Consider the following 21,121-nt stretch of genomic DNA (forward strand, 5'->3'; position numbering starts at 1 on the left):
TTGAGTTCGAGCACGAAGTCACCGGTGAGACGGTGGGTGACGGCGACGACGCCGGTCGCGTCCATGTCCTCGATGTCGCCCTGCAGGCGGAACGCCACGTCTATCTCGTCGCCGTCGAGCAGGTCGCCGTCGGCGTCGGTGAGACGGTCTTCGAGCGCAGCGCTCCCGGTGAAGTCGATGGTGACGGTCGGGCGTTCGGGCGTCGCATCGTCGTCCTCGACCCAGTCGATGTCGGTCACGTCCAGGGTGAACTCCTGTCTCCTCATTTGCACTATGTCGTACGCTACGTGTTCACACGGCTTGAACGTGACGCTGATTCCGCGGACGGTCGCCGACAGGATTTAAGCGCACGGCCCCCGAACCCTGAGTGAATGTCGAGCGAACTCTTCGACGGACTCTCCGACTCCCTCTCGACGCACGCCGCCGACCTCAAGTGGCGACTCCAGCGGCTCACGGACGTCCTGCGCGGCACGCACATCTCCGTCGAAGACTACCGCCCCAGCGAACACGACCCACTCGTCGACTTCGACGGCCTCGACGGCTACGAGGAGATCGAACGCTACTGGGTGAACGCGCCCTACGCGTTCATCAGCATCAACTACAACGACGACGACAACGAACACCGATACGCCGTCGTCGAACCGAGCCTCGACGAGTTCGAACGCGACCTCCTCGATCAACTGTTCGAGGACATCCGCGACACGCTCATCTTCAGCGCGCGCTACGACGCCGACAACCCCGAGCGCGTCCTCCGCGACCAGATGCGGGACCTGGTCTCCGAGTACGGCGTCGTCGTCGACACGGAGAGCTTCCATCGGCTGTTCTACTACCTCTACCGTGCGTTCGAGGGATTCGAGAAGATAGACCCCCTGATGCAGGACAACCACATCGAGGACGTGTCCTGCGACGGCTACGACATCCCGATATTCGTCTATCACGACGAGTACAACGACATCCAGACTACGGTCGAGTTCGCCGAGGACGAACTCGACTCCTTCGTCGTCCGCCTCGCCCAGCAGTCCGGTCGCCACATCAGCATCGGCGACCCGGTCACCGAAACCACGCTCCCCGACGGCTCCCGCGCCGAACTCGCGCTCGGCCAAGAAGTGACGCCGCGCGGGAGCGCGTTCACCATCCGCCAGTACGACGAGGAGCCGTTCACGCCCGCCCGCCTCATCGACTTCAACACGTTCGACCTGAACCAGATGGCGTACCTCTGGCTCGCCATCGAATCCAACAAATCCCTCATCTTCGCGGGCGGCACGGCGTCCGGAAAGACCACGTCGATGAACGCCATCTCGATGTTCGTCCCGCCGCGCTCGAAAGTCCTCACCATCGAGGACACGCGCGAACTCACGCTCTACCACGACAACTGGCTGTCCAGCGTGACCCGCGAATCCCTCGGAGAGGGTGACGACATCACGATGTACGACCTCCTGCGGTCCGCGCTCCGCCACCGCCCCGAGTACATCATCGTCGGCGAGGTCCGCGGGAACGAAGCGATGACGCTCTTCCAGGCGATGAACACCGGTCACACGACGTACTCCACGATGCACGCCGACAGCGTGCAGACCGTCATCAACCGCCTCGAAAACGAACCGATCAACGTTCCGCGCGCGATGATTCAGAGCCTCGACATCCTCTGCGTACAGACGCTCACCTACGTCGGTGACGACCGCGTGCGCCGCAACCGCACCATCGCCGAAATCGAGGGTATCGACCAGCGTACCGGCGACCTCGACTACTCCACGGCGTTCGAGTGGCGGGCGAGCGACGACAGCTTCCGGCAGTTCGACAGCGTCGTCCTCGACGAAATTCGCGACGAACGCGGCTGGTCGCGCGGCGAACTCCTCCGCGAACTCCGGAACCGGAAGAAAGTCCTCCAGTACCTCGTCGAGAGCAGCGTCACCGACTACCGGCAGTTCACCGCGCTCGTCAACGAGTACTACGCGCACCCCGAACGCACCGTCTCCCGCATCGAAGGCCGCGTCGACGCGGACATCACCGACGCCGACGTGGTCGCCGACGAGGGATGATTCTCGAACTCCTCCCGCTGTTCGCCGTCCTCCTCGGGCTCAGCGTGGTCGCGCTCGGCCCGGTCGTCCCCCGCATCGACCGCGTCCTCACGCGGATTTCGCTCGGTCTCTTCGGGTCGTACGCCCGCCAGCGAGAACACGTGAACACCCGACAGGTCCAGACGCTACACGGCGCGCACGTCGACACCACGTACCGCGTGTACGCCGCGAAGACCTTCCTCTACGCCACCATCGCCGCGCTCGCCGCGAGCCTCCTCACCGTCTACCTCGTCGCCGGCGTCCTCATCCTCCTGCTCGCACCGAGCGGCGCGGCGCTCCGCGCACGCCTCCCCGCCGCCATCTCCTCGCTCGTCGGGAGCGGCGCGCTCTCCCCGCTCCAGTTGTTCGTCGTCTTCCTGTTGAGCGCCGCAACCGTCGGCGTCGCCATCGCGCTCGCCACCTACCGGTTCCGGTGGTCGATGCTCTCCTACCGCGCGAGCGAACGCAGTCGCCGCATCGACGCAACACTCGAACGGAACGTCGCGTTCATGTACGCGCTCTCCCGAAGCGGGATGGCGTTCCCCGAAATCCTCCGCATCCTCGCACGCAACCGCGACGTGTACGGCGAGACCGCGACCGAGATATCCGTCGCCGTGAAGGACATCGACCTGTTCGGCGCGGACGTCATCGGCGCGATGCGACGCATGGCAAATCGCACGCCCAGCGACGAGTTCAGCGAACTCTGCGAAAACCTCGTCAGTGTGCTTCAGAGCGGACAGAGCCTCCCGGACTTCCTCCACGACGAGTACGAGTACTACAAGGAGGAATCGGAGTCCCAACAACAGCAGTTCCTCGAACTGCTCGCGACGCTCGCCGAAGCCTACGTCACCGTGTTCGTCGCGGGCCCGCTTTTCCTCATCACCATCCTCGTCATCGTCGGCCTGGTCTCCGGCGGGATGCTTCCCGTCCTCCGCGCCATCGCCTACCTCGTCCTCCCGCTCGCGACGCTCGGGTTCGTCGTCTACCTCGACAGCGTCACCGAGGACTCGTACATCACGCGTGGCTCACGCGACGAGACCGACGAAACGCGATTCCGAGACATCCCCCGGCGGAGCGACACTGCGGTGACGGACGGCGGACAGCACGACAACGTCGCGCGCCTCGCCATCCACCGCCGCCTCGCACCCATCAAACACCGGCTCCGGAACCCCGTCGAGCGCGTCCGCGCACACCCTGAATCACTCCTCCTGGTGACGATTCCGCTCGCGCTCCTCTACGTCGGTATCGACGCGTGGCTCTCCTACACCGCGGGCGACCTCGGACTGCGCTCCATCGACGACCCACTCATCATCGCGTCGGTCGGCGTGCTCGGGACGTACGCCGCCGTCTACGAAGTCGAACGCCGCCGCATCAAGAACATCGAGGCCGCCATCCCCGACCTCCTCGAACGCCTCGCCAGCACGAACGAGGCCGGGATGCCTATCGTCGCGAGCTTCGGGCGCGTCGTCGGCAGCCAGCTCGGCTCGCTCTCCGCGGAACTGAAGAAGACGTGGACGGACATCACGTGGAACGGCCGCGTCGAACCCGCGCTCGAACGCTTCGAGGAACGCCTGCAAACCACGACCGTGACCCGGGTCGTCACGCTCATCACGAACGCGATGAACGCGAGCGGCGACATCGGTCCCGTCCTCCGCATCGCCGCGGACGAGGCGAAGGCGACGCAGCGGCTGCGGCGCGAACGCCGGAACGAACTCCTCACCTACCTCGTCGTCATCTACCTCGCGTTCTTCGTCTTCCTCACCATCGTCATCGCGCTCGACACGATGTTCATCCCCAGCCTCCCGTCCGGCGAACTGTTCTCCGCTAGCTCGCCCGCGGGCGGGTCTGCCACCGGCATCGGAAACATCGGTCTCGGCGGCGCGAACGTCGACAAGGACGCCTACAGCCTCGTGTTCTTCCACACGAGCGCCGTTCAAGCCGTCTGCTCAGGGTTCGTCGCCGGGCAGATGGGTGAAGGAAGCGTGAAATCCGGCGCGAAACACGCAACAGTGATGCTTCTCATCGCGTACGTCGTCTTCATCACGCTCGCATGACCCGGCACGTCCACGAGACCTACGACCGCATCGCACACCACTTCTCCCAGACGCGGGAGTACGCGTGGACCGAAGTCGAATCGTTCGTCGACGACGAGGAACCCGCGACGCGCGCGCTCGACATCGGTTGCGGGAACGGCCGGCACACCGAACTGCTCGCGGCGCACGCGGACGCCGCCGTCGGTGTCGACGCGAGCCGCGGCCTGCTCGACGAGGCCGTCGCTCGCGCCGCGGAACGAGGGTTCGACGCGGCGTTCGTGCAAGGGGACGCCGCCCGCCTCCCACTACGAGAGAGCGGATGCGACCTCGCGGTGTACGTCGCGACCATCCACCACCTGCCGACGCGGGACGCGAGACGCGCGAGCCTCGACGAACTGGCCCGCGTCCTCTCCGCGGATGGTCGCGCGCTCGTGAGTGCGTGGAGCACCGCGCACTCGAAGTTCGACCGAACGGACGGGTTCGACACCACCGTAGACTGGACGCTTCCCGGCGGCGACACCGTCCCGCGGTTCTACCACATTTACGCGCCAGACGAGTTCCGCGCGGACATCGACGACTCGGCGCTCGAACTCGTCGACTTCGAACTGTCGAGCGGGAACTGCTACGCGACCGTCACGAAGGGCTGACAGTCCGGACTCCCTACGCGTCGCGCGGCGTCCGAACGTTCACCAGTCCGCGCGACGGCCGACTACAGCAACACCCACCGTTGCGCCCGTCATCACACGTGAACCCTTCCACGAAAGGAAACATCAATAAACGACCGCCGGATAGAGCGAAACGCGCACCGATGTTGAGCAAACCGATGGTTTGCGATGCACGGTGTGAGCGAAGCGAGCACCGATGGTCTAGTGGTAGGACCTGAGCCTTCCAAGCTCATGGCCCGGGTTCAAATCCCGGTCGGTGCATTCTTCTGCGAACCACGTGAGCAGTAGAATCAGCCGTGGATTCTGAACCAAGGAGGGCGCGCGCCGGGACCTGAGCACGTCCGACTGAGGTTCAAAGTCCCGGTCGGTGCACTTTCTGTCGAACGTAGTGAGACGAAAGCCATCTCGGGATTTGAGCCAGTCAGTCGCAGCGCCCGGCGGGCGACCGTCTGACGCTGTTCAAAATCCCGGTCGGTGTATGTTTTGTCGCGGTACCTTTGTGGCTGGGTTTTGTCGTGGGACGTATGTCCGAGTTCGAGGCTGATTTGGAGACTGCGCGGGAGATTCTCGGCCGCGAGGGGTTGGATGGGTTCTTCGTTGGTGTGGTGGATGGGGAGGAGTTGGATTACGTGTTGTCGCACGAGTTCGAGGATGCGGAGACGACGGGGTTGCGGGCGTTGAGTCTGTTGGCGGCGCACGTGGAGTCGTTCTCCATGCAGTCGGACGTGCCGCCGGAGCAGGTGGCGGAGGACGTGGTGCGGTTGCTGGACGCGCAGCCACGAGAGGAGTAGGTATTGACTTCTTCACGAGCGCAGAACGGGACGAGAGCGACAGGTCGGTCAGCAGCGCTGGTCGATGATGCGGTCGATGATGTCGCCCGTGGAGAGCAGTTCGTCCTCGTACTGGGGGTCGCGGGGGGACGCGCGTTCGACGGTGCAGTCGATGCCGCGGTTGTCGAGTTCCGCCTGAATCCCGTCGGCGTCGTGGTGTTGGTCGTAGCCGAGCGCGATGATGTCGGGGTCGATGTCCTCGATGGGGGCGAAGATGTCGGATTCGTGGCCGATGCGGGCGTGGTCCACTACGTCGAGCGCGGCGACCACGTCCCGTCGCTGCTCGTTCGACAGCACCGGCTTTTCCTTGTGGCCGACGTTCTCGCGGCGCGCGATGATGACGTGGAGCTCGTCGCCCATGTCCGCGGCGTCGCTGAGGTAGTGGACGTGGCCGGGGTGGATGATGTCGAACGTGCCTTGCGCGACGACCTTCATAGCTCCTCGTCGATGTCCGCTTGCGTGAAGTCGAAGAACGATTCGGGGTCGGGGAGGTCGACGTCCAGCACGTCGAGCGGCCGCGGTTCGCCGTCGCGGTCGAACGCCCGCCAGCAGTCCGACTCGTAGGGCGCGCCCATGATGACGTGAACCGACCACTTCCCGAACATCGAACGGTCCGCCGCGCTCGGTTCGAGGACGCCGTTCGGATGCGAGTGAATGCTCCCGACGGTGTGCGAGTCGTTCGGCACGAGGTTCGACTGGAGGGTTGCCTGCACGGGACTGGATTCGGTGCCGGGGACGACGAGCACGTCCGTGATGATGTCGCCGTCGGCGTCGACGCCGAGTTCGCCCGCGGGCGTGCCGCGCAGCACGCCGAGGTACTCGTCGGGATGCGTGTCGGCGGCCGCCGACAGCGCGAACGAGAGCGTGTCGGCCGCGATGCCGACGACCTCCCGCCGCGAACGGAACAACATACGAAGTAGTCGCGGCGCGTCGACTCTAAGGGTTGCGATACCCCCGAGTCGGCCTTTCGGGAGAGTTAAAAGCCGCGACACCCACCTGTGTCCTAATGAGTGAGTCTCGTTCTGACGACCGAGAAGTCGTCTATCGGCTCTCCCCCGACTGCACGTCGGACGACATCGAGGTCGGCGAACGCTACCACGCCCGCGTGAACGGCGTGGTCGAGTACGGCGTGTTCGTCGACGCTTCCAAGCACGTCTCCGGTCTCGTCCACGAGTCCGACATGTCCGAGGACGCGTCCTACGACGTGGGCGACGACCTCGTCGTCGAACTCGCGGCCGTCCGCGACAACGGCGACCTCTCCTTCGAACCCGTCACGGGTGACGAGTACGAGACGGTCGAGCGCTCCGTCCAGTACGACATAGTGGCGGTCGAAACCCTCGACGACCGCGTCGGCGACACCGTCCACCTCGAAGGCGAGGTCGCGCAGGTGAAGCAGACCGGCGGCCCGACTATCTTCCGCGTGCGCGACGAAACCGGTATCGCGCCCTGCACGGCCTTCGAGGAGGCTGGCGTGCGCGCGCACCCTGGGGTTGACCTCGAAGACGTCGTCCACGTCACGGGCGAAGTCGAAACCCGGGAGGGAAGCATTCAGGTCGAAATCGAGGACATCGAAGTCCTGACCGACCCCGCGGCGGCCGACCTCCGCGACCGCCTCGACGCCGCCGTCGCCGAACGCGCCGAACCCATCGACACCGAACCGCTCGTCGAGTGGCCGGCGCTCTCCGGCCTCCGCGACGACCTCCGCGAGGTCGCACGGCAACTCCGTAAGACCGTGCTCGAATCCCGCCCCATCCGGATGCGTCACCACGCGGACGGCGACGGGATGTGTGCGAGCGTCCCGGTCCAGCTCGCGCTCGAACAGTTCATCGACGCCACCCACCAGGACGACGACGCGAAACGCCACCTCCTCAAGCGCCTCCCCAGCAAGGCGCCGTACTACGAGATGGAGGACGCGACCCGCGACCTCAACTTCGGCCTGGAAGACCAGGCGCGCCACGGCCAGAAACTCCCGCTCCTCCTCATGCTCGACAACGGCAGCACCGAGGAGGACACGCCCGCGTACGAGGCGCTCGACCACTACGACATCCCCATCCTCGTCGTTGACCACCACCACCCAGACCCGGAGGCCGTCGACCCGTTCGTCGACGCGCACGTCAACCCCTACCTGCACGGCGAGGACTACCGCATCACCACGGGCATGATGTGCGTCGAACTCGCGCGCATGATTTCGCCCGAACTCGACGGCGAACTCGACCACGTCCCCGCCGTCGCCGGTCTCTCCGACCGCTCGAAGGCGGACGCGATGTCGGACTACCTCTCGCTCGCCCGGGACGCCGGCTACGACGAGGACTTCCTGCACGACATCAGCGAAGCCCTCGACTACGAGGCGTACATGCTCCGCTACGACTCCGGCGCGACCCTCGTGAACGACGTGCTCAACGTCGGCGGGGACGCCGACCGTCACCGCGACCTCGTGCCGTTCCTCGCCGAGAAGGCGGAGACGGCCGTCGACCGGCAGCTGGAGGCGGCGATGCCGCACGTCGAACACCGCACGGTCGCGAACGACGCGAACCTCTACACCATCGACGTGGAGGAACACGCCCACCGCTTCCAGTACCCCGCGCCCGGGAAGACGACAGGCGAAATTCACGACGAGAAGGTCGTGGAGACCGGCGAACCCGTCATCACCATCGGCGTCGGCCCCGACTTCGCCGTCCTCCGCAGCGATGGCGTGCGCCTCGACATCCCCCAGATGGTGTCCGACCTGAACGACGAACTCCCCGGCGCCGGCGTCTCCGGCGGCGGCCACCTCGTCGTCGGCTCCATCCGGTTCGTCCCCGGGATGCGCGAGCAAGTGCTGGACGCGCTCATCGAGAAGATGGCGGACGCGGAACTCGACGAGGAACTCCGCTCCGCCCCGACCCGCTGAACGACACCCGCCGCCACAGCACGCCGCCCGCGGCGAGAACGACGAGCAGCGTCCCCGCGAGCGCGACGAGCGGAAGCCGCCACACGCCACCACGCCAGTCCGCGCGGAACACATCCGCGTAGTAGTCCGCGACCGCTCTTCCTCGCAACGCGACCATCACCTCCCGATTGTTCTCCACGGACTCGTGGTTCCAGTTGAGGCTGCCGACGAGCACCGCGTTCTCGGTGACGACGCCCTTCACGTGCAGGTGGTCGAAGCGCGACCGCGGGTCGACGACGCGCGCCCGCAGCGGCAGGCCTTCCGCGCGCGCCGTTTTTCGGAGTCTGTCCACGAGTTTCCTGTTCTCCTCGCGGACGTACCACGCGCCCCCGAGCAGCACGCGCGTGTGAACGCCGCGACGGGCGGCGTCGAGCGTGGCGTTCAGGAAGCGGTCGTCGTCGATGCGGACCTGCTGGACGAGCAGCCGGTCGGTCGCGTTCCGAAGCACGGAGAGCGTGGTTTGGTGTCCGTCGTCGGGCGTGACGAACACGGACGCCTCTGCGGTGCCGTTCCACGCGTCAAAGTCGCTCCGATACGTGTCGGTCGCGGGCGCGCCGTCCTGGAACGTCGCGTTCGCGCGGTACTCGCGCCACGGGATTCCGTCGCGCCACGTGCTGTCCGCGGCGTGCACCGCCGCGAGGTGGTCGGCGAGTCCGCGGTCGCGGAGGACGACGCCCCAGCCGCGCGTGGCGTGCCCGCCGACCCCGCCCGGTTTCCAGTTCTCCGAGGTGACGAGCGCGCGGTCGTCCGCGACGGCGTACTTCGCGTGGTGGTACGCGTACCGCGCCCGCGGCCCGTTGAGCACTCGCACGGCCACCTCGCTCGCCACGAGCCGGTCGAGCACGCGCGCCGAGGCGTCGGTGACGCCGCCGACCGGCCCGCCCTCCACGAGCACGCGCACGGTCGCGCCGCGGTCCGCAGCGGCCGCGAGCAGGCGCGCGACCCGCGGCGACGAGAACGTGTACCCCGCGAGGAGCACGCGGTCGTCCGCGCCGCGGAGCGCCGCACGTACTCGCTCCGGGGCGTCCGGAAGCGTGAACGCCGACACGTCCACGTCGGTCCCGCTCGCCGTCCGCACGTCGGTCGCGCCGAGCGGCCGCCACTCCCCATTGATGAAGACCTCCCCCTCGGGGGCGTCCGCGTACGTCACTCGGTCTACGACGGTGCCGTTGCGTCGGAGGACGAGCGTCTCCCCGCCGTTCGCCAACCGCGGGAACCCCGGAACGCGAACCACTCGGGCGTCCGTGAGATTGCGGGCGAGCGCAGTGTCCGCGGCGAGCGCGACCCGCCCGGAAACGGTGACATTCGGTAGACTGACAGTGGTTTCGCCGTCAGAGAGCGTGTACCCGCCGAGACTAGTGTTCTCGGGGACGGAGAGCGTGACGTACTCGCCGCGGTCGCCGTCCGTCACGGGATTCGGAACGACACCCGCGACGGAGACGGAGAGCACGAGCGCGAGCGTGAGCAGGCGGAACACGACCCGTCTGGGCGCGGCTTCCGGTATGAACCCTCAGGGTTTTTGCGGTCGCGTCCCTCGAACCCGGCATGGTCGACCTCGTAGAAACGCTGCATCTCGCAAGCTACGCCGCCGGCGCGCTCGGCGGCGCGCTGCTGTTCGTCGAAACGTTCCAACTCCCGAGCTACGTCGAGTACGACACCGACTTCGGGTCGTACAGCGTCCAACTCAACCCACAGGAGGCGAGCGAGTACACGTGGGTCGGTAGAATCGGCTTCCTCCTCGTCGCGCTCGCGTTCGCCGGCCTGTTCGTCGCGACCTTCCTCTAGGCGTCGAGCGCGCGCGCGGCCTTCTGCGCTTCCTGCTGGACGATGAAACTCCGCTCGTCCGCGTACCCCGCGGCGGCGTCGAGCGCGCGCTCGGTTCCGATCTGGACGAGCGCCCACGCCGCGCTCGCGCGCACGCTCTCGGACTCGTCCTCGTCCGCGAGCACGTCCGCGAGCGGGTCGATTGCGCGCGTGTCACCGAGCAGTCCGAGCGAGCGCGCCGCGACGCTGCGCACGCTCTCGTTCTCCGCGACGAGCTGGTTCGCCACGTCCTGCGTCGCCGCCGCGGACCCGATTTCGGCGACCGCTCGCAGCCCCGCTTTCTGGAGCTGCGGGTTCGAGTCGGACGCCGTGTACTCCTGGACCGCGTCCAATCCGTCCTCGCTCCCGATTTTTCCGATTGCTTCGATGGCGGGAATCTCGCGGCGGTTCGCGAGTTCGCGCAGTTTCTCCATGGCGTTCTCGTTCCCCATGTGCTTCAGGGCGTCGAGGGCGTGGCGCTTCATGAACTCCGAGTCCCCCATCTTCTCGATGAGCAGGAGCACCATGTCGGCGTCGTCGCGCTTCTGCCACTCCTTGAGCGCGCTCCACTCTGGCGGGAAGTCCTTGAACTTCCCGCCGAGCGAGTCGTAGTAGCCGTCCCGGCGCAGTTGTTCGCGCACGGAGAGGTCCGTCCACTCTTCTGCGTCCTTGACGCCGGCTTCGAGGGCGTCCGTCGCGTCGAGCAGTTCCGCGATTTCCTCGGCGTCCTCGTCGGCGTCCAGGTCGGCGGCCTCGATAGCGTCGACGAGGTCGTCGAACGCGCTCGTGTCGAGGTCGTCCGGCGCGCTCACGTCCGCGCCGAGCGTGTCGTTCACGGTCGCCGCGAACGTCTGCACGGTCTCGACGACGGCGTCCGCGCCGTCGGCCGTCCACCGCGTCCCGTCCACCGTGGACTTCACGCCGTTCACGTCACTCACCACGTCGTCGGCGTAGGGGCCGCGCTGGTCGTCAACGCCGCTCCGGATGTCGGAGAGCCGGCTCTCTAGCTCTTCACGGGGGTCGTCGGCGTCCTCCTCGTCCTCGTCGGGTTCGGGGAGGTCGGCGTCGTCGAGGTCCGCCTCGATGTTGTCGAGCGTTTCATCGACGTCGTCGAGGTCCGCCTCGGTCTCCGCCGCCTCCAGCGCCGATTCGGCCTCGTCCAGGCGGTCTTCGAACGCCTCGACGTCCCCCAGTTCGGGTTCCTCGGCGTCGGTCTCCGCCTCCGCCTCAGCGTCGTTCTCGGCCGGTTGGTCGGCCGAATCCGCGTCCTCGTCGCTCATACAGGTTCGTTCCGCCAGTACGCCTATGAGGGTTTCCCTTCGGTGCGCGGATAGAACCGAGGGGCGAGAAGGAGGTACGCGAGCGCGAACGCCAACAGGAGTCGGGGGAACGCGTGCGTGGCGACGTTGGGCGCAAGGAGCGCGAGCGCCTGTACGACGCCCATCGCGAGCGCGTGCGCCGGACGGAGGTCGGGATACGGGATTCGACTCACCATCAACACGACGAACGCGGTGAGCGCGCCGAGCAACACGAGCGGAGTCGCGCCCGCGAGCAGGGCGGCGGCGAGAATCGTCCCGGCGAGCGTCGTCTGCACGCCCCGTGTCTCCGCGCGTCCCGTGTCGTAGGCGGTGTAGAGACCGAGGCGAACCACTGCCGCCGCGACGAACAGCGCGCCCGCGACGACGGACGCGAGCACGAGCACCGACTCGTCCTGGTTCGCGTCCGACACCGCGACGAACACCAGCGCCGCGGGCGCGACGCCGAACGACGCCACGTCCGCGAGCGAGTCGAGGTACTCGCCGACAGGCGTACCGCCGTATCGTCGAGCGAGCAAGCCGTCGATGGCGTCCACGATAGCTGCGAGCAGGAGGACGCGCGCGGCGAGCGACACGCTCACCGTCGCCGCCGCCACCGCAGCGAACCCGAGGCCGGCGTTCACGCTGGTCGCGACGTCCGCGGCTCCCAGCCGGCCCGCGAATCGTGGACGCGGTCGCATACCCACTCGTCCACCAGCGGCGTCCTTACGTGTTTATATCGGACGACGGGACCGGGTCGCCTATTAGGTCGGCCGCGAAACGTCGTGTATGGACCGTCGTTCGTTCCTCGCGGCAGTCGGCGCGACCGGTGCGACGGGCGTCATCGCCGGTGCGGCGAACGTGCTCGTGGACTCCTCCGACTACGACGTGGCGATGCGTTCGAACGCGTTCGACCCCGTCGACGACAAAGCCATCGACGTGCCCGCGGACGCCCCGGGATACATCCCCGACGGCGTGCCGACGCTCGAAGTGACGGTCGGCGAACCCGTGACGTGGGAGAACACGGGCACCCGCTACCACACCGTCACCGGCGTCGCCGCCGCGATGCCGGACGGCGCCGAGTACTTCGCGTCCGGCGGGTACGACACCGAATCGGCGGCGCTCGAGAACTTCGAGCGCAAGGTCGGTGGCGGCGGCGCTATCCCGCCGAGCGAGTCGTACACGCACGTCTTCGACGTTCCGGGCTGGTACTACTACTACTGTATCCCGCACGAGCCCGCGAATATGGTCGGAAACGTGAAAGTCGTCGAAAAGTAGCTACTCTTCGCCTTCGTCGACGTCGACGGAGGTCTCCTCTTCCTCGTAGACTTCTTCGGGGCGCGCTTCGAGCGTCGTCTTCCCGATTTCGACCCGGCGGAGCGGGTAGATGGTCTTCGCGTCGTTGTAGATAGCCGAGGAGAGCCGGCCTTCGACGATGGAGTCGATGACGTCCTCGAACGCGCGCTCGGTCGCGGCCGTCTCGACGATGTCGATCATCGTGCGACGGATGGCCTTGCGCTGGGACTCGTCGGCCTGCTTCGTCGTGTACGCCTCGGGCTGAATCTTGATGCGGTAGTCGTCGGGGGTGCGCGCGACGATGACCGCGTGAATCTTCGAGGAGCCGTGGCGGACGAGACTGCGCTTGTAGTCGCGGGAGAGCTCGTGCTTCACGAAGTTCGTGTAGGCAGTGTCGCTCCCAACGTCGTCCACCTGGAAGGTGAGCTTGACGTTGTTCTCGCCGCTCTGGTCGGTGATTTCGCCGAGCGTCGTTTCGATGGTTCGGTCGATGACCTGTTCGGGTTCGGAAGCGAGGGTTTCACCGAGTTCCGCGCGGTCGAACTGCTCGGGCGCGAGAACGGTGTACCACCGCTTCTGCTGGTTCTTCTTGGAGACGGATCGTTCGCTCATTGTTGTGTAGTGTTGAATCGGTGTGCGTGCTGTGCGACTTCGGATGCGACGGTGACGTTGACCGTGTAGTCGTCCAGAGTGGTGCGGAGGCCGCCGACGCTCGGGCGTTCGATGTGCGTAACGACCGAGCCGTCACTGACCTTCGTCCGCATCTGGGCGGTGTTGTCGGGGCGGACTGCGGCGGCGACGAGTTCGGGGTGTTCGACGCGAGTGCGCACGGTGGCGCTCCGCGTCATAGTTCACCCCGAACGGTCTCCGCGAGGTCCTCGGTGAGACGGGTGCTCGCTGCGAGCGTGGCGCGGCCGCCGACGTGGTCCGCGCCGACGACGGCCGCAAGATTGCGGCGGGCGTCGGCGTCGGTCGTCGCGAGCGCGGCCGACTCGTCGCCGAGCGCGAGCGCCGCGGGTTCCACGCCGTGGAAGTCCCGCGCGAGGCGCGCGACTAGCCACGGGTCGGCGTCGCCCGCGTCGACGGTGACGAGGCCGCTGTACCGCTTCAACTCGGTCGCGGCGAGCGCGGCGTGCGCCGCGGACGCGGCGTCCCGCCACGCGTCGAGCACGTCCGCGCGGTCGCCGCGACCGAGCGCGAACGCCGTCCCGACGCCGGGCGCGACGCGCGCGACCGTGTCGAGCACGTCCGCGTACCCCTCGACCGTCTCGAAGGAATCGTCGTCGAGGACGTGCGGACGAAGAACGCGAGAGAGCGCGTCCGCGGCGCTCGCGGGCGCGTCGTCCGTAACGTCGAGCGCGACTCGCGAGGCGAGTCGGCGGTGCGCGTCCGCGTCGAGTTCCGCGGGCAGGCCGAGTTCGGTGAGCAATGCACCCGCCATTCCCTCGTCGCCCGAGAACGGACCCGAGAGGCGCGTCGAGTGCGCGAGGCCGTCCGCGAGGTCGGCGACCGGAATCCCGACGCCGGGCCGTCGCGAGACGGCGGCCGCGTCGAGCACGTCGCCCTGCGGCGTCCAGTCCGTCGAGACAGCGCCCGCGAGCGCGAGCGCGGGGTCAGCGGACTCCGGCGCGAGCCGGTCCGCGACCTCGTGCGCCGCGAGCGCGTGCGGGCCGTCCGTATCGAGCGGATGCGCGTCCTCGCCGGCGTCGACACCGATGGCGAGCGCCGTGTCCGACGCGGCCACCGACGCGACCCGCGAGCGCGCGCTCGAACGCGACCGCACGAGCGACAGCTGATACGGCGTCCCCAGCGCGTCACACGCCCGAGCGAGCTGGCTCGCGGCGGCGAGGCTATCGCCGTCCGCGTGCGCGACAGCGTATACGAACGCCGCGTCACGCACGCGCTCGGCGAGCGCCGCCGACTCGAACGATGCAGTCCGGCCCGTCGCAGCCATCTATTCGAGGATGTCGACCGCGACGTCGTACGAGTACTTGAAGTCCTCGTCCAACTCGTCGCCCTGGTAGTAGTCCACGAGGCGGCGAATCTTCGACTCCGTGTTCTGGAGCGCGCGACGGTTCTGGTGGTCCTGTCCGTTCTCGTTCACGTGGTCGCGGAGACGAACAGCCTTCTCCATCAGGTTCCGGAGGTCCTCCGGAACGTCCGCGCGCGCGTCGTTCTCCTCGAGGATTTCCGTGACGCTCTTCCCCGTCGCCAGGGAGACGTCCGGAACCGGCGTGCCCTGCACGCCCTCGTCACGGAGCTTCAATCCGATCTGGCTCGGGTCGAACCCCTGCTCCGCGAGTTCGACGATACGCTCTTCGATAGCGTCCTCGTCAACGTCACTCCACTCCGGCGGCTCGTCGGCCACGGGCTTCTCCGAACCGGATTGCCCGCGGCGTCGCGTATGCATTCGTGCCATTGTTGATGATTGGAACCGCACGAACCGCAAGCGGCACGCTGGTGTGCCGGCACTACCGCATTCCCAAGCCACCCAATCGGATGGCAGGTCGGAAGTACGGCCGTGCTGTTCCCTACGGAATAGGACTGGACCGAGACTCTAAAGGGTTTCACTTCCCGCGTTGCACTCCGAACCGAGAGTCTTATATGAAAACCCTGCCCAACGAATGAACGCGAGGGCTCGTAGATCAGTGGTAGATCATCCCCCTGGCACGGGGAAGGCCTCGGGTTCAAATCCCGACGAGTCCATCGTCGTTTCTCGCCGTTGCACTCACTTCGAAAAGCCGCTGTTGTAGCGCTCGATGTCTTATTTCCGGACGTTCTAGTTGACTCCCGAAAGGTTTAGGGCTACCTAAAACTCGTAGCACTTATGGTGTATTAGGTTGGCCTAAAAGTATGGTTCGCGACTCAGACGCGCTCCCGAACGCGACACGCAGAGACTACCTCAAGGGCGGTAGCGGCCTCCTCGTCGGCGGTTTGCTCGCCGGTTGTTCCAGCGGCAGCGGCGACACCACGACGACCGCCGGAACGTCCACGGAGACCACGACCGGAACCACCGACAACACGACCGCGGCGGGTGGACCGTACTCGGTGTCGATGGCGCCGATGGGTGAGGTCGAATTCGAAGAGGTCCCGGAGACGATCTTCACCCGGCTCACGCATCTCGCGGGAATGGCGTTCGCGCTCGGTCGCGGAAACGACGTGAACGCGATGCACGCCCCCGGCTACTACGACGCTCTCTGGAACCAGTTCACGCCCCGTCTCCCCGGCGTCGAACTCGACTGGACCGGCCTCTACTCGTCGTGGACCACGTCGAAGGAGAAACTCTACAGCCTCGACAGCGACGTTCACCTCGCCGACCCCGCGAGCGTGCTCGCGCTCGACAACTGGGACATGGCGGACATCGAGGAGGTCGAGACCAATATCAGCCCGTGGTTCGGCAATCAGTACAGTCACCGCCACACCGAACCGCCGGCGGCCTACGCCGACTCCTACGAGTACTACACGCTCTGGGAGATGTTCGAGAAGGTCGCGCAGGTCTTCAAGGACGAGAAGAAGTACGAGGCACTCGCTGCCATCCACGACGACGTCCTCGCCACCATCGAGGCCGACCTCCCCGACGCGTCGGACAGTCCGAGCATCGTCATGGGCGGGTTCAGCGACCCGAGTGCGCCCTACATCTACAACGTCGACACTCCCGGCTTCCTCACCGCGCACGTCCGCCCGTTCAATCCCGTCGACGCGTTCGGCGACGACGTGAAATCCGGCTCCCGGGTCGACATGGAAGCGCTCGCGCAGGCTGACCCCGACGTCATCCTCGTCTTCGGCGGCCTGCACCCGTCCTACAACATGAGCGAAATCCGCACGACGCTCAAGGACGACCCCGTCGGACAGACGCTCACCGCCGTGCAGAACGACCGCATCTACCCGCAGGGCGGCCGCTACCAGGGGCCGATTCTGAACCTCTTCCAACTCGAAATGACCGCGAAACAGCTCTACCCCGACGTGTACGGCGAGTGGCCCGAGTACACAGAGGGCCCGTACCCTGATATTCCCGCGGAAGAGCAGTTCTTCGACCGCGACGAGGTCGCGGCCATCATCACCGGCGAGTAACGGTCTTGAAAACTCTCACGGGACTTCGGCGTCGCGAAAAATACTGTTCCGTCAGTCGTCGCGGACGAGCGTGTCGTCCGCGAGGAACTTCTCGAGGTCGTGCGCGTCGTCTTCGATGGTTCTGATGTGGTCTCGGAGCACGTCGGAGGTTCCGTTGTCGCCCAGTTCGTCGGCCAGCGTGATGTGGTCGCGGAACTGCACGGCGAGCGTCGCGTACCCGTCGAGGTCGTTCGAGAGCGACGACCGGAGGTCGTAGACGTCGCCGGCTTCGATGCGGAGCGGCGCGTGCTCGCGGATGCCCTTCGGTCCGTTCACGGGCACGCCGCCGAGGGCGACGACGCGGATGGCGAGCTCGTCCGTCATCTCCGCGAGTCGGTCCGCCGCGTCCTCTAGGAACTCCACGACTTGGCCGACATCGCGGCCGCTGAGCGTCCAGTACTGCTTGCGGAGTTGGTTGAACAGGATGTAGAGTCCGGAGAGGTCGCGGTTCAGCGCCGCCACCAGTTCCTCGGTCGTGGCGGTGTCGAGGCGGAGCGCGTTCTCTCCGACCGTTCCCCACTCCTGGCGGAGCGCGTCCTCACCGGGATGGCGGAGGTGGGGTGCGCTCATCGCGACACCTCCACGAGCGTGTCGTCCGCGAGCAGTTCTTCGAGGTCGTGCGCGGCGTCTTCGAGGTCTTCCAGTTCGTCCTGAAGCAGGTCGACAGTCGCCTCGTCACCGACCTGTTTCGCGAGCGTGACGTGGTCGCGCATGCTCGCGGCGAGCGTCGCGTACGCCTCCAGGTCGCCCTCGAGAGACGCGCGGAGGTCGAAGAGGTGTTCGGCCTCCAGGTGGACGGGCGAGTAGTCCTGAATCTGGGGCGGTGTGCTCGCCGGGACGCCGCCGAGTTCGGTGATGCGTTCGGCGATGGTGTCGTTCAGGTCGCGCGCTCGCTCGTAGCCGTCCTTGAGCACGTCCGCGACCTGTTCGTGTTCCGCGCCGGCGGCCGTCCAGTAGTGCTTGCGCAGGAGGTAGAAGAGGTTGAACGCGCCCGCGTGGTCGGCGTTCAACGCCTCCACGACGCGCGCCGCGTCCTCGCGGTTGATGCGGAGTGCGTTCTCCTCGACCGTCCCCCACTCCTGGCGGACGGTCGCGCCGTCGAGCGGCTGGACGAGGCGGCCGGTTTGCGGGTTCGCCATCGTCAGTTCGTGCGGACGAGCGTGTCGTCCTCGAGGTAGTGGTCGATTTCGTGTGCGGCGTTTTCGAGGTTTTCGAGGACGTCGCGGAGGAGTTCGCTCGTCGCGTAGTCCTCGAGGTCCTCGGCGAGACCGACGTGTTCGCGGACGGTCTCGATGACGTCGCCGTACAGCTCGCGGTCGTGTTCGAGCGACGTGCGGATGTCGTAGACGTCCTCGCCCTCGAATTCGACGGGTGCGTGCTCTTCGAGGTTCGCGGGGCCGCTGATGGGGACGCCGCCGAGCGCCTGTGCGCGCTCCGCGAGTTCGTCCGCGGCGGCTTCTGCTTCCTCCGCTCGCTCGCCGAGGAACTCGTGGAGGTCGTTGAACTCGGCGCCCTCGACGTTCCAGTGGTGCTTGCGGAGCTGGTGGTAGAGCACGTACGTCGCCGCGAGGTCGACGTTCAGCGCTTCCACGATCTGTTCGGCCTTCGCGGTCTCGATGCGGACCGCGTTCTCCTCGACGCTACCGGCCTTCCGACGAACGGTCTCCTGGGTGCTCATTGCGTTCGTACGAACGCACGGAATTGACTTAAACGTTTTCCACAGAAACAACTATTTTTTCGACTCTAAGAATTTAGGTTGTCCGAAAACGCAAAATCAACTCAGGATACCGAACCGACGGCCGCGCTCCGACCGCCTCGCCAGTTCTGCGCGTTGCCACTATCGAGCACACTGTCTGGAGTCCAGGCCGCCGGACTATCTGTCGAGGCAGAGGTGGCAGGCGGCCGGCGTGGTGAGGTGAATCCGGTACTCTGTCTCGACGGGGCCGGTGCCGTCGTCGCTCTCCACGATGGAGTCCCACCTGGGGAAGAAGAGGTCGGGGGAGCCCCCGCAGTCGAAGCACGTCGTCATCGACGCGGGCGTCTGCGGGGTCAGCCAGCCGTCCTCACAGTCGAGGCAGAGGCTTCCCGCCACCGTCCCGGATGCGCGACCCACGGCGATTCGGTCGTAGTCGGCGGCGCGTCTGCAGCGATAACAATCCATCGTGATGGCGCACTGCTCGTGCGACTCTGCGCTAACCCATCACGGACACCCCCATTAGTATTTGGTCAGAACGAATACGTGTTCGCCGGCCGGGGTTTCGCGGCGGTCAGAGCACGCGAAACACGCGAATCGTGTCGCGAGACGTGGATTCCGCCAAGAGCTGTGCGGCGCCGAGGTCGCTGAACACGCGCTTCCAGTCGCGGTGGTAGAGCGGGAAGTCGTCGTTCACGTAACTCACGTCTTGGTCGCCGGCGGTCGGATTGTTCCCCTCGTTCTCCGCGGTGGCGAGCAAGTCGTCGGTGACGCGCACGACCTCCTCGAACACCCAGTCGTCCGCGGGATGGACGTGTTGGAGTGTTTCCACACTGTACACGGCGTCGAACGTACCCTCGTCGAACTCGGGTAACCGGTCTTCGAGCGCGCCCGCGTGGAAGGTCCCGGTGTCGTGGAGTCGCGGGAAGTGCTCGGCCATCACGTCGAACGACTCGGCGTTGATGTCGATGCCGTGGAGGTTCTCGAACCCGCGCTCGTGGAGGTGCGAAAGGTGGCGGCCGGAGCCACAGCCGAGTTCGAGAATCGACGCGTCGTCCGCGAGGTAGTGCGTGAACGCGTCGGCGAGCGTCTCGCTCACGTCGTTCGGTCCGAGGTGGGCGTAGTACTCCGGCGAGAACTCCCCGGAGCGCTCCGCCCAGTCCTCGCGAACGTCGTCCGGGTGCATAGTTCGGAGAACGCGCGTCCGGTGTTTATACCCCGCGACTCGCCGGAGTCCCGAACGCCGCGCTCGTTCGCCAGTGGTATCGCAGTGCTGTCGCGGGACACAGGGCGCGAGGCCCGTGGTGCGCGGTGGAACGCCACGGCCGATGAAACCCTTATACGCGCTGAGTCCCAAGCATTGATATGAGCTACGACGCCGTCGTGTTCGACAACGACGGGGTTCTCGTCGGTCGGACGAGTTACAACGTGCTGCGCGAGGCCGCTGAGACGACCTTCAAGCAGTTCGGTGTGACCGACCCCGACCCCGAGCACATCGAGACGATGGCCGCGGGTGTGGACCCGTCGGACATCGACGATATCTGTAACGCGTACGACTTGAACCCCCATCAACTCTGGGAGATTCGCGACCGAGCGGGAACGCTCGCGCAACGCACTGAGGTCCACGAGGGCCGCAAAACCCTCTACGACGACCTGCACGTGCTGGACGACCTCGACCTCGATTACGGGGTCGTGAGTTCGAACCAGCAGGCGACCGTCGAGTTCGTGCTCGACCACTACGGAGTCTCCGACCGATTCGGCGCGGTGTACGGCCGCGAACCGACGCTGGAAAGCCTGCGACGCCGGAAGCCGAACCCATACTACCTCCACCGCGCGCTGGAGGACCTGGGGACGACGAACGCGCTGTTCGTCGGGGACAACGAGTCCGACATCCACGCGGCGAACAACGCGGGCATCGACTCGGCGTTCATCCGCCGCCCGCACCGCGAGGACTGGTATCTGAACGTGGAGCCGACCCACGACATCGACGGGCTGGACGACCTGCACGACATCTGCGCGCCCTGACGGCCGCCCCCCTTTTTCGCACCTGCCATGTTAGTAGTTACCACCTACCAAAGATATATGGTGGTGGCGTCGAATGTCAGGAACGTTCAGGTGAGAACAGTGACTGTACGACACCGCGCCGGCCGCTGGACGCTCGGGGAGAAGACGGATGGAGTATTCATCGTGAAGAAGGGAGGGCAGTACGAGGCGAAAATCCTCACTGACAGCTACGACCCGTCCCCCGAGGACGACGAACGCAGCGTCCGCAGCACCCTCATCGAGGTGCCGGACGTGGGGGCGGCGAGGGACGCGTTCCGCGAGTACGTCCGCACTGAATCCCGGTAGCGCCACAACGATTTTTTGACTCGCAGCGATATCCCCGAGTATGTCGGACTTCGACACCTACGAG

25 protein-coding genes and 2 tRNA genes are annotated in these 21,121 nt (G+C 66.4%); 12 read left to right on the plus strand and 15 right to left on the minus strand.

Annotation, left to right across the window (positions count from 1 at the left end):
- Positions 1-266: DUF5793 family protein (locus ACOZ4O_RS01615; protein WP_424523569.1), on the minus strand; the 266-nt coding region annotated here is incomplete at its 3' end.
- A 105-nt stretch (positions 267-371) separates the two neighbouring features.
- Between ACOZ4O_RS01615 and ACOZ4O_RS01620 the strand changes: the two genes are divergently transcribed.
- The 5 genes from ACOZ4O_RS01620 (at position 372) to ACOZ4O_RS01640 (ending at position 5,543) form a co-directional block, all read left to right on the plus strand.
- On the plus strand, positions 372-2,036 hold the full coding sequence (locus ACOZ4O_RS01620) for a type II/IV secretion system ATPase subunit (RefSeq protein ID WP_424523570.1): 1,665 nt from the start codon (positions 372-374) through the stop codon (positions 2,034-2,036).
- Positions 2,033-4,108, plus strand: a complete 2,076-nt coding sequence (locus ACOZ4O_RS01625; RefSeq protein ID WP_424523571.1) for a type II secretion system F family protein — start codon at positions 2,033-2,035, stop codon at positions 4,106-4,108. The genes ACOZ4O_RS01620 and ACOZ4O_RS01625 overlap by 4 nt, the downstream gene beginning before the upstream one ends.
- Complete coding sequence (locus ACOZ4O_RS01630) at positions 4,105-4,734, plus strand: class I SAM-dependent methyltransferase (RefSeq protein ID WP_424523572.1); 630 nt, start codon at positions 4,105-4,107, stop codon at positions 4,732-4,734. The genes ACOZ4O_RS01625 and ACOZ4O_RS01630 overlap by 4 nt, the downstream gene beginning before the upstream one ends.
- Positions 4,735-4,942: 208 nt before the next feature.
- Positions 4,943-5,013 (plus strand) — tRNA-Gly (locus tag ACOZ4O_RS01635).
- Positions 5,014-5,276: 263 nt separating this feature from the next.
- On the plus strand, positions 5,277-5,543 hold the full coding sequence (locus ACOZ4O_RS01640; RefSeq protein ID WP_424523573.1) for a hypothetical protein: 267 nt from the start codon (positions 5,277-5,279) through the stop codon (positions 5,541-5,543).
- Between the two features lie 48 nt (positions 5,544-5,591).
- Here ACOZ4O_RS01640 and ACOZ4O_RS01645 read toward each other — a convergent pair whose 3' ends face one another.
- The gene (locus ACOZ4O_RS01645; protein WP_424523574.1) at positions 5,592-6,017 is read right to left on the minus strand and encodes an adenylyltransferase/cytidyltransferase family protein; all 426 of its coding nucleotides are present in this window, start codon (positions 6,015-6,017) and stop codon (positions 5,592-5,594) included.
- Complete coding sequence (locus tag ACOZ4O_RS01650) at positions 6,014-6,493, minus strand: Mov34/MPN/PAD-1 family protein (RefSeq protein ID WP_424523575.1); 480 nt, start codon at positions 6,491-6,493, stop codon at positions 6,014-6,016. Before ACOZ4O_RS01650 ends, ACOZ4O_RS01645 begins: the two co-directional genes overlap by 4 nt.
- 95 nt (positions 6,494-6,588) lie before the next feature.
- Between ACOZ4O_RS01650 and ACOZ4O_RS01655 the strand changes: the two genes are divergently transcribed.
- Positions 6,589-8,472 (plus strand): DHH family phosphoesterase, encoded by a 1,884-nt coding sequence (locus ACOZ4O_RS01655; RefSeq protein ID WP_424523576.1) that lies wholly within the window; start codon positions 6,589-6,591, stop codon positions 8,470-8,472.
- Here the strand turns inward: ACOZ4O_RS01655 and ACOZ4O_RS01660 are convergent.
- Positions 8,411-9,988: a phospholipase D-like domain-containing protein gene (locus tag ACOZ4O_RS01660; protein WP_424523577.1), complete on the minus strand. Its 1,578-nt coding sequence runs from the start codon at positions 9,986-9,988 to the stop codon at positions 8,411-8,413. The two genes, ACOZ4O_RS01655 and ACOZ4O_RS01660, sit on opposite strands and share 62 nt — an antisense overlap.
- A gap of 68 nt (positions 9,989-10,056) precedes the next feature.
- On the opposite strand from ACOZ4O_RS01660, the gene ACOZ4O_RS01665 reads away from it, so the two are divergent.
- Positions 10,057-10,296 (plus strand): hypothetical protein, encoded by a 240-nt coding sequence (locus tag ACOZ4O_RS01665; protein WP_424523578.1) that lies wholly within the window; start codon positions 10,057-10,059, stop codon positions 10,294-10,296.
- Here the strand turns inward: ACOZ4O_RS01665 and ACOZ4O_RS01670 are convergent.
- Together ACOZ4O_RS01670 and ACOZ4O_RS01675 are read right to left on the minus strand one after the other, a co-directional pair.
- The gene (locus ACOZ4O_RS01670) at positions 10,293-11,594 is read right to left on the minus strand and encodes a HEAT repeat domain-containing protein (RefSeq protein WP_424523579.1); all 1,302 of its coding nucleotides are present in this window, start codon (positions 11,592-11,594) and stop codon (positions 10,293-10,295) included. The two genes, ACOZ4O_RS01665 and ACOZ4O_RS01670, sit on opposite strands and share 4 nt — an antisense overlap.
- A 23-nt stretch (positions 11,595-11,617) precedes the next feature.
- The gene (locus ACOZ4O_RS01675) at positions 11,618-12,310 is read right to left on the minus strand and encodes a protein sorting system archaetidylserine synthase (RefSeq protein ID WP_424523580.1); all 693 of its coding nucleotides are present in this window, start codon (positions 12,308-12,310) and stop codon (positions 11,618-11,620) included.
- Positions 12,311-12,398: 88 nt separating this feature from the next.
- Here ACOZ4O_RS01675 and ACOZ4O_RS01680 point away from each other — a divergent pair, with 88 nt between their 5' ends.
- A complete protein-coding gene (locus ACOZ4O_RS01680) occupies positions 12,399-12,887 on the plus strand; it encodes a cupredoxin domain-containing protein (protein WP_424523581.1) in 489 nt (162 codons plus the stop codon).
- Here the strand turns inward: ACOZ4O_RS01680 and ACOZ4O_RS01685 are convergent, their stop codons facing one another.
- Genes ACOZ4O_RS01685 through ACOZ4O_RS01700 form a run of 4 tightly spaced genes read right to left on the minus strand, consistent with a single transcriptional unit; the run spans position 12,888 to position 15,324 of the window.
- Positions 12,888-13,517, minus strand: a complete 630-nt coding sequence (locus tag ACOZ4O_RS01685; RefSeq protein WP_424523582.1) for a 30S ribosomal protein S3ae — start codon at positions 13,515-13,517, stop codon at positions 12,888-12,890.
- The gene (locus ACOZ4O_RS01690) at positions 13,514-13,753 is read right to left on the minus strand and encodes a KEOPS complex subunit Pcc1 (protein WP_424523583.1); all 240 of its coding nucleotides are present in this window, start codon (positions 13,751-13,753) and stop codon (positions 13,514-13,516) included. The genes ACOZ4O_RS01685 and ACOZ4O_RS01690 overlap by 4 nt, the downstream gene beginning before the upstream one ends.
- A complete protein-coding gene (locus ACOZ4O_RS01695) occupies positions 13,750-14,859 on the minus strand; it encodes a hypothetical protein (protein ID WP_424523584.1) in 1,110 nt (369 codons plus the stop codon). Before ACOZ4O_RS01695 ends, ACOZ4O_RS01690 begins: the two co-directional genes overlap by 4 nt.
- Positions 14,860-15,324 (minus strand): 30S ribosomal protein S15, encoded by a 465-nt coding sequence (locus tag ACOZ4O_RS01700; RefSeq protein ID WP_424523585.1) that lies wholly within the window; start codon positions 15,322-15,324, stop codon positions 14,860-14,862.
- A 215-nt stretch (positions 15,325-15,539) separates the two neighbouring features.
- On the opposite strand from ACOZ4O_RS01700, the gene ACOZ4O_RS01705 reads away from it, so the two are divergent.
- Together ACOZ4O_RS01705 and ACOZ4O_RS01710 are read left to right on the plus strand one after the other, a co-directional pair.
- Positions 15,540-15,611, plus strand: a tRNA-Ala gene (locus ACOZ4O_RS01705).
- Positions 15,612-15,758: 147 nt separating this feature from the next.
- Complete coding sequence (locus ACOZ4O_RS01710; RefSeq protein ID WP_424523586.1) at positions 15,759-16,976, plus strand: ABC transporter substrate-binding protein; 1,218 nt, start codon at positions 15,759-15,761, stop codon at positions 16,974-16,976.
- Between the two features lie 51 nt (positions 16,977-17,027).
- On the opposite strand, the gene dpsA (ACOZ4O_RS01715) is transcribed toward ACOZ4O_RS01710, so the two are convergent.
- From dpsA (ACOZ4O_RS01715) to ACOZ4O_RS01735, 5 genes are all read right to left on the minus strand, one after another.
- Positions 17,028-17,585: a DNA starvation/stationary phase protection protein DpsA gene (gene dpsA, locus ACOZ4O_RS01715; protein WP_424523587.1), complete on the minus strand. Its 558-nt coding sequence runs from the start codon at positions 17,583-17,585 to the stop codon at positions 17,028-17,030.
- Complete coding sequence (gene dpsA / locus ACOZ4O_RS01720; RefSeq protein ID WP_424523588.1) at positions 17,582-18,154, minus strand: DNA starvation/stationary phase protection protein DpsA; 573 nt, start codon at positions 18,152-18,154, stop codon at positions 17,582-17,584. Before dpsA (ACOZ4O_RS01720) ends, dpsA (ACOZ4O_RS01715) begins: the two co-directional genes overlap by 4 nt.
- Positions 18,155-18,156: 2 nt before the next feature.
- A complete protein-coding gene (gene dpsA, locus ACOZ4O_RS01725) occupies positions 18,157-18,693 on the minus strand; it encodes a DNA starvation/stationary phase protection protein DpsA (RefSeq protein ID WP_424523589.1) in 537 nt (178 codons plus the stop codon).
- Positions 18,694-18,888: 195 nt separating this feature from the next.
- On the minus strand, positions 18,889-19,176 hold the full coding sequence (locus tag ACOZ4O_RS01730) for a hypothetical protein (RefSeq protein ID WP_424523590.1): 288 nt from the start codon (positions 19,174-19,176) through the stop codon (positions 18,889-18,891).
- A 106-nt stretch (positions 19,177-19,282) separates the two neighbouring features.
- Positions 19,283-19,894: a class I SAM-dependent methyltransferase gene (locus ACOZ4O_RS01735; protein WP_424523591.1), complete on the minus strand. Its 612-nt coding sequence runs from the start codon at positions 19,892-19,894 to the stop codon at positions 19,283-19,285.
- A 179-nt stretch (positions 19,895-20,073) separates the two neighbouring features.
- On the opposite strand from ACOZ4O_RS01735, the gene ACOZ4O_RS01740 reads away from it, so the two are divergent.
- A complete protein-coding gene (locus ACOZ4O_RS01740) occupies positions 20,074-20,733 on the plus strand; it encodes an HAD family hydrolase (protein WP_424523592.1) in 660 nt (219 codons plus the stop codon).
- A 99-nt stretch (positions 20,734-20,832) separates the two neighbouring features.
- Entirely contained in the window at positions 20,833-21,057 is a 225-nt protein-coding gene (locus ACOZ4O_RS01745) for a hypothetical protein (RefSeq protein ID WP_424523593.1), read from the plus strand.
- Positions 21,058-21,121: the final 64 nt, after the last annotated feature.

This window comes from Salarchaeum japonicum, assembly GCF_049705945.1.
Lineage (GTDB): Archaea > Halobacteriota > Halobacteria > Halobacteriales > Halobacteriaceae > Salarchaeum > Salarchaeum japonicum_A.

What these genes read in the sequence shown, in the direction of transcription:
- ACOZ4O_RS01680 (WP_424523581.1), top strand. Translation starts at nt 12,399, where the DNA reads ATGGACCGTCGTTCGTTCCTCGCGGCAGTCGGCGCGACCGGTGCGACG.
- ACOZ4O_RS01645 (WP_424523574.1), bottom strand. Translation starts at nt 6,017, where the DNA reads ATGAAGGTCGTCGCGCAAGGCACGTTCGACATCATCCACCCCGGCCAC.
- ACOZ4O_RS01740 (WP_424523592.1), top strand. Translation starts at nt 20,074, where the DNA reads ATGAGCTACGACGCCGTCGTGTTCGACAACGACGGGGTTCTCGTCGGT.
- ACOZ4O_RS01730 (WP_424523590.1), bottom strand. Translation starts at nt 19,176, where the DNA reads ATGGATTGTTATCGCTGCAGACGCGCCGCCGACTACGACCGAATCGCC.
- ACOZ4O_RS01695 (WP_424523584.1), bottom strand. Translation starts at nt 14,859, where the DNA reads ATGGCTGCGACGGGCCGGACTGCATCGTTCGAGTCGGCGGCGCTCGCC.
- ACOZ4O_RS01655 (WP_424523576.1), top strand. Translation starts at nt 6,589, where the DNA reads ATGAGTGAGTCTCGTTCTGACGACCGAGAAGTCGTCTATCGGCTCTCC.
- ACOZ4O_RS01620 (WP_424523570.1), top strand. Translation starts at nt 372, where the DNA reads ATGTCGAGCGAACTCTTCGACGGACTCTCCGACTCCCTCTCGACGCAC.
- ACOZ4O_RS01640 (WP_424523573.1), top strand. Translation starts at nt 5,277, where the DNA reads ATGTCCGAGTTCGAGGCTGATTTGGAGACTGCGCGGGAGATTCTCGGC.
- ACOZ4O_RS01700 (WP_424523585.1), bottom strand. Translation starts at nt 15,324, where the DNA reads ATGGCACGAATGCATACGCGACGCCGCGGGCAATCCGGTTCGGAGAAG.
- ACOZ4O_RS01670 (WP_424523579.1), bottom strand. Translation starts at nt 11,594, where the DNA reads ATGAGCGACGAGGACGCGGATTCGGCCGACCAACCGGCCGAGAACGAC.
- ACOZ4O_RS01630 (WP_424523572.1), top strand. Translation starts at nt 4,105, where the DNA reads ATGACCCGGCACGTCCACGAGACCTACGACCGCATCGCACACCACTTC.
- ACOZ4O_RS01675 (WP_424523580.1), bottom strand. Translation starts at nt 12,310, where the DNA reads ATGCGACCGCGTCCACGATTCGCGGGCCGGCTGGGAGCCGCGGACGTC.
- ACOZ4O_RS01735 (WP_424523591.1), bottom strand. Translation starts at nt 19,894, where the DNA reads ATGCACCCGGACGACGTTCGCGAGGACTGGGCGGAGCGCTCCGGGGAG.
- dpsA (WP_424523589.1), bottom strand. Translation starts at nt 18,693, where the DNA reads ATGAGCACCCAGGAGACCGTTCGTCGGAAGGCCGGTAGCGTCGAGGAG.
- ACOZ4O_RS01690 (WP_424523583.1), bottom strand. Translation starts at nt 13,753, where the DNA reads ATGACGCGGAGCGCCACCGTGCGCACTCGCGTCGAACACCCCGAACTC.
- ACOZ4O_RS01685 (WP_424523582.1), bottom strand. Translation starts at nt 13,517, where the DNA reads ATGAGCGAACGATCCGTCTCCAAGAAGAACCAGCAGAAGCGGTGGTAC.
- ACOZ4O_RS01710 (WP_424523586.1), top strand. Translation starts at nt 15,759, where the DNA reads ATGGTTCGCGACTCAGACGCGCTCCCGAACGCGACACGCAGAGACTAC.
- dpsA (WP_424523588.1), bottom strand. Translation starts at nt 18,154, where the DNA reads ATGGCGAACCCGCAAACCGGCCGCCTCGTCCAGCCGCTCGACGGCGCG.
- dpsA (WP_424523587.1), bottom strand. Translation starts at nt 17,585, where the DNA reads ATGAGCGCACCCCACCTCCGCCATCCCGGTGAGGACGCGCTCCGCCAG.
- ACOZ4O_RS01665 (WP_424523578.1), top strand. Translation starts at nt 10,057, where the DNA reads ATGGTCGACCTCGTAGAAACGCTGCATCTCGCAAGCTACGCCGCCGGC.
- ACOZ4O_RS01650 (WP_424523575.1), bottom strand. Translation starts at nt 6,493, where the DNA reads ATGTTGTTCCGTTCGCGGCGGGAGGTCGTCGGCATCGCGGCCGACACG.
- ACOZ4O_RS01625 (WP_424523571.1), top strand. Translation starts at nt 2,033, where the DNA reads ATGATTCTCGAACTCCTCCCGCTGTTCGCCGTCCTCCTCGGGCTCAGC.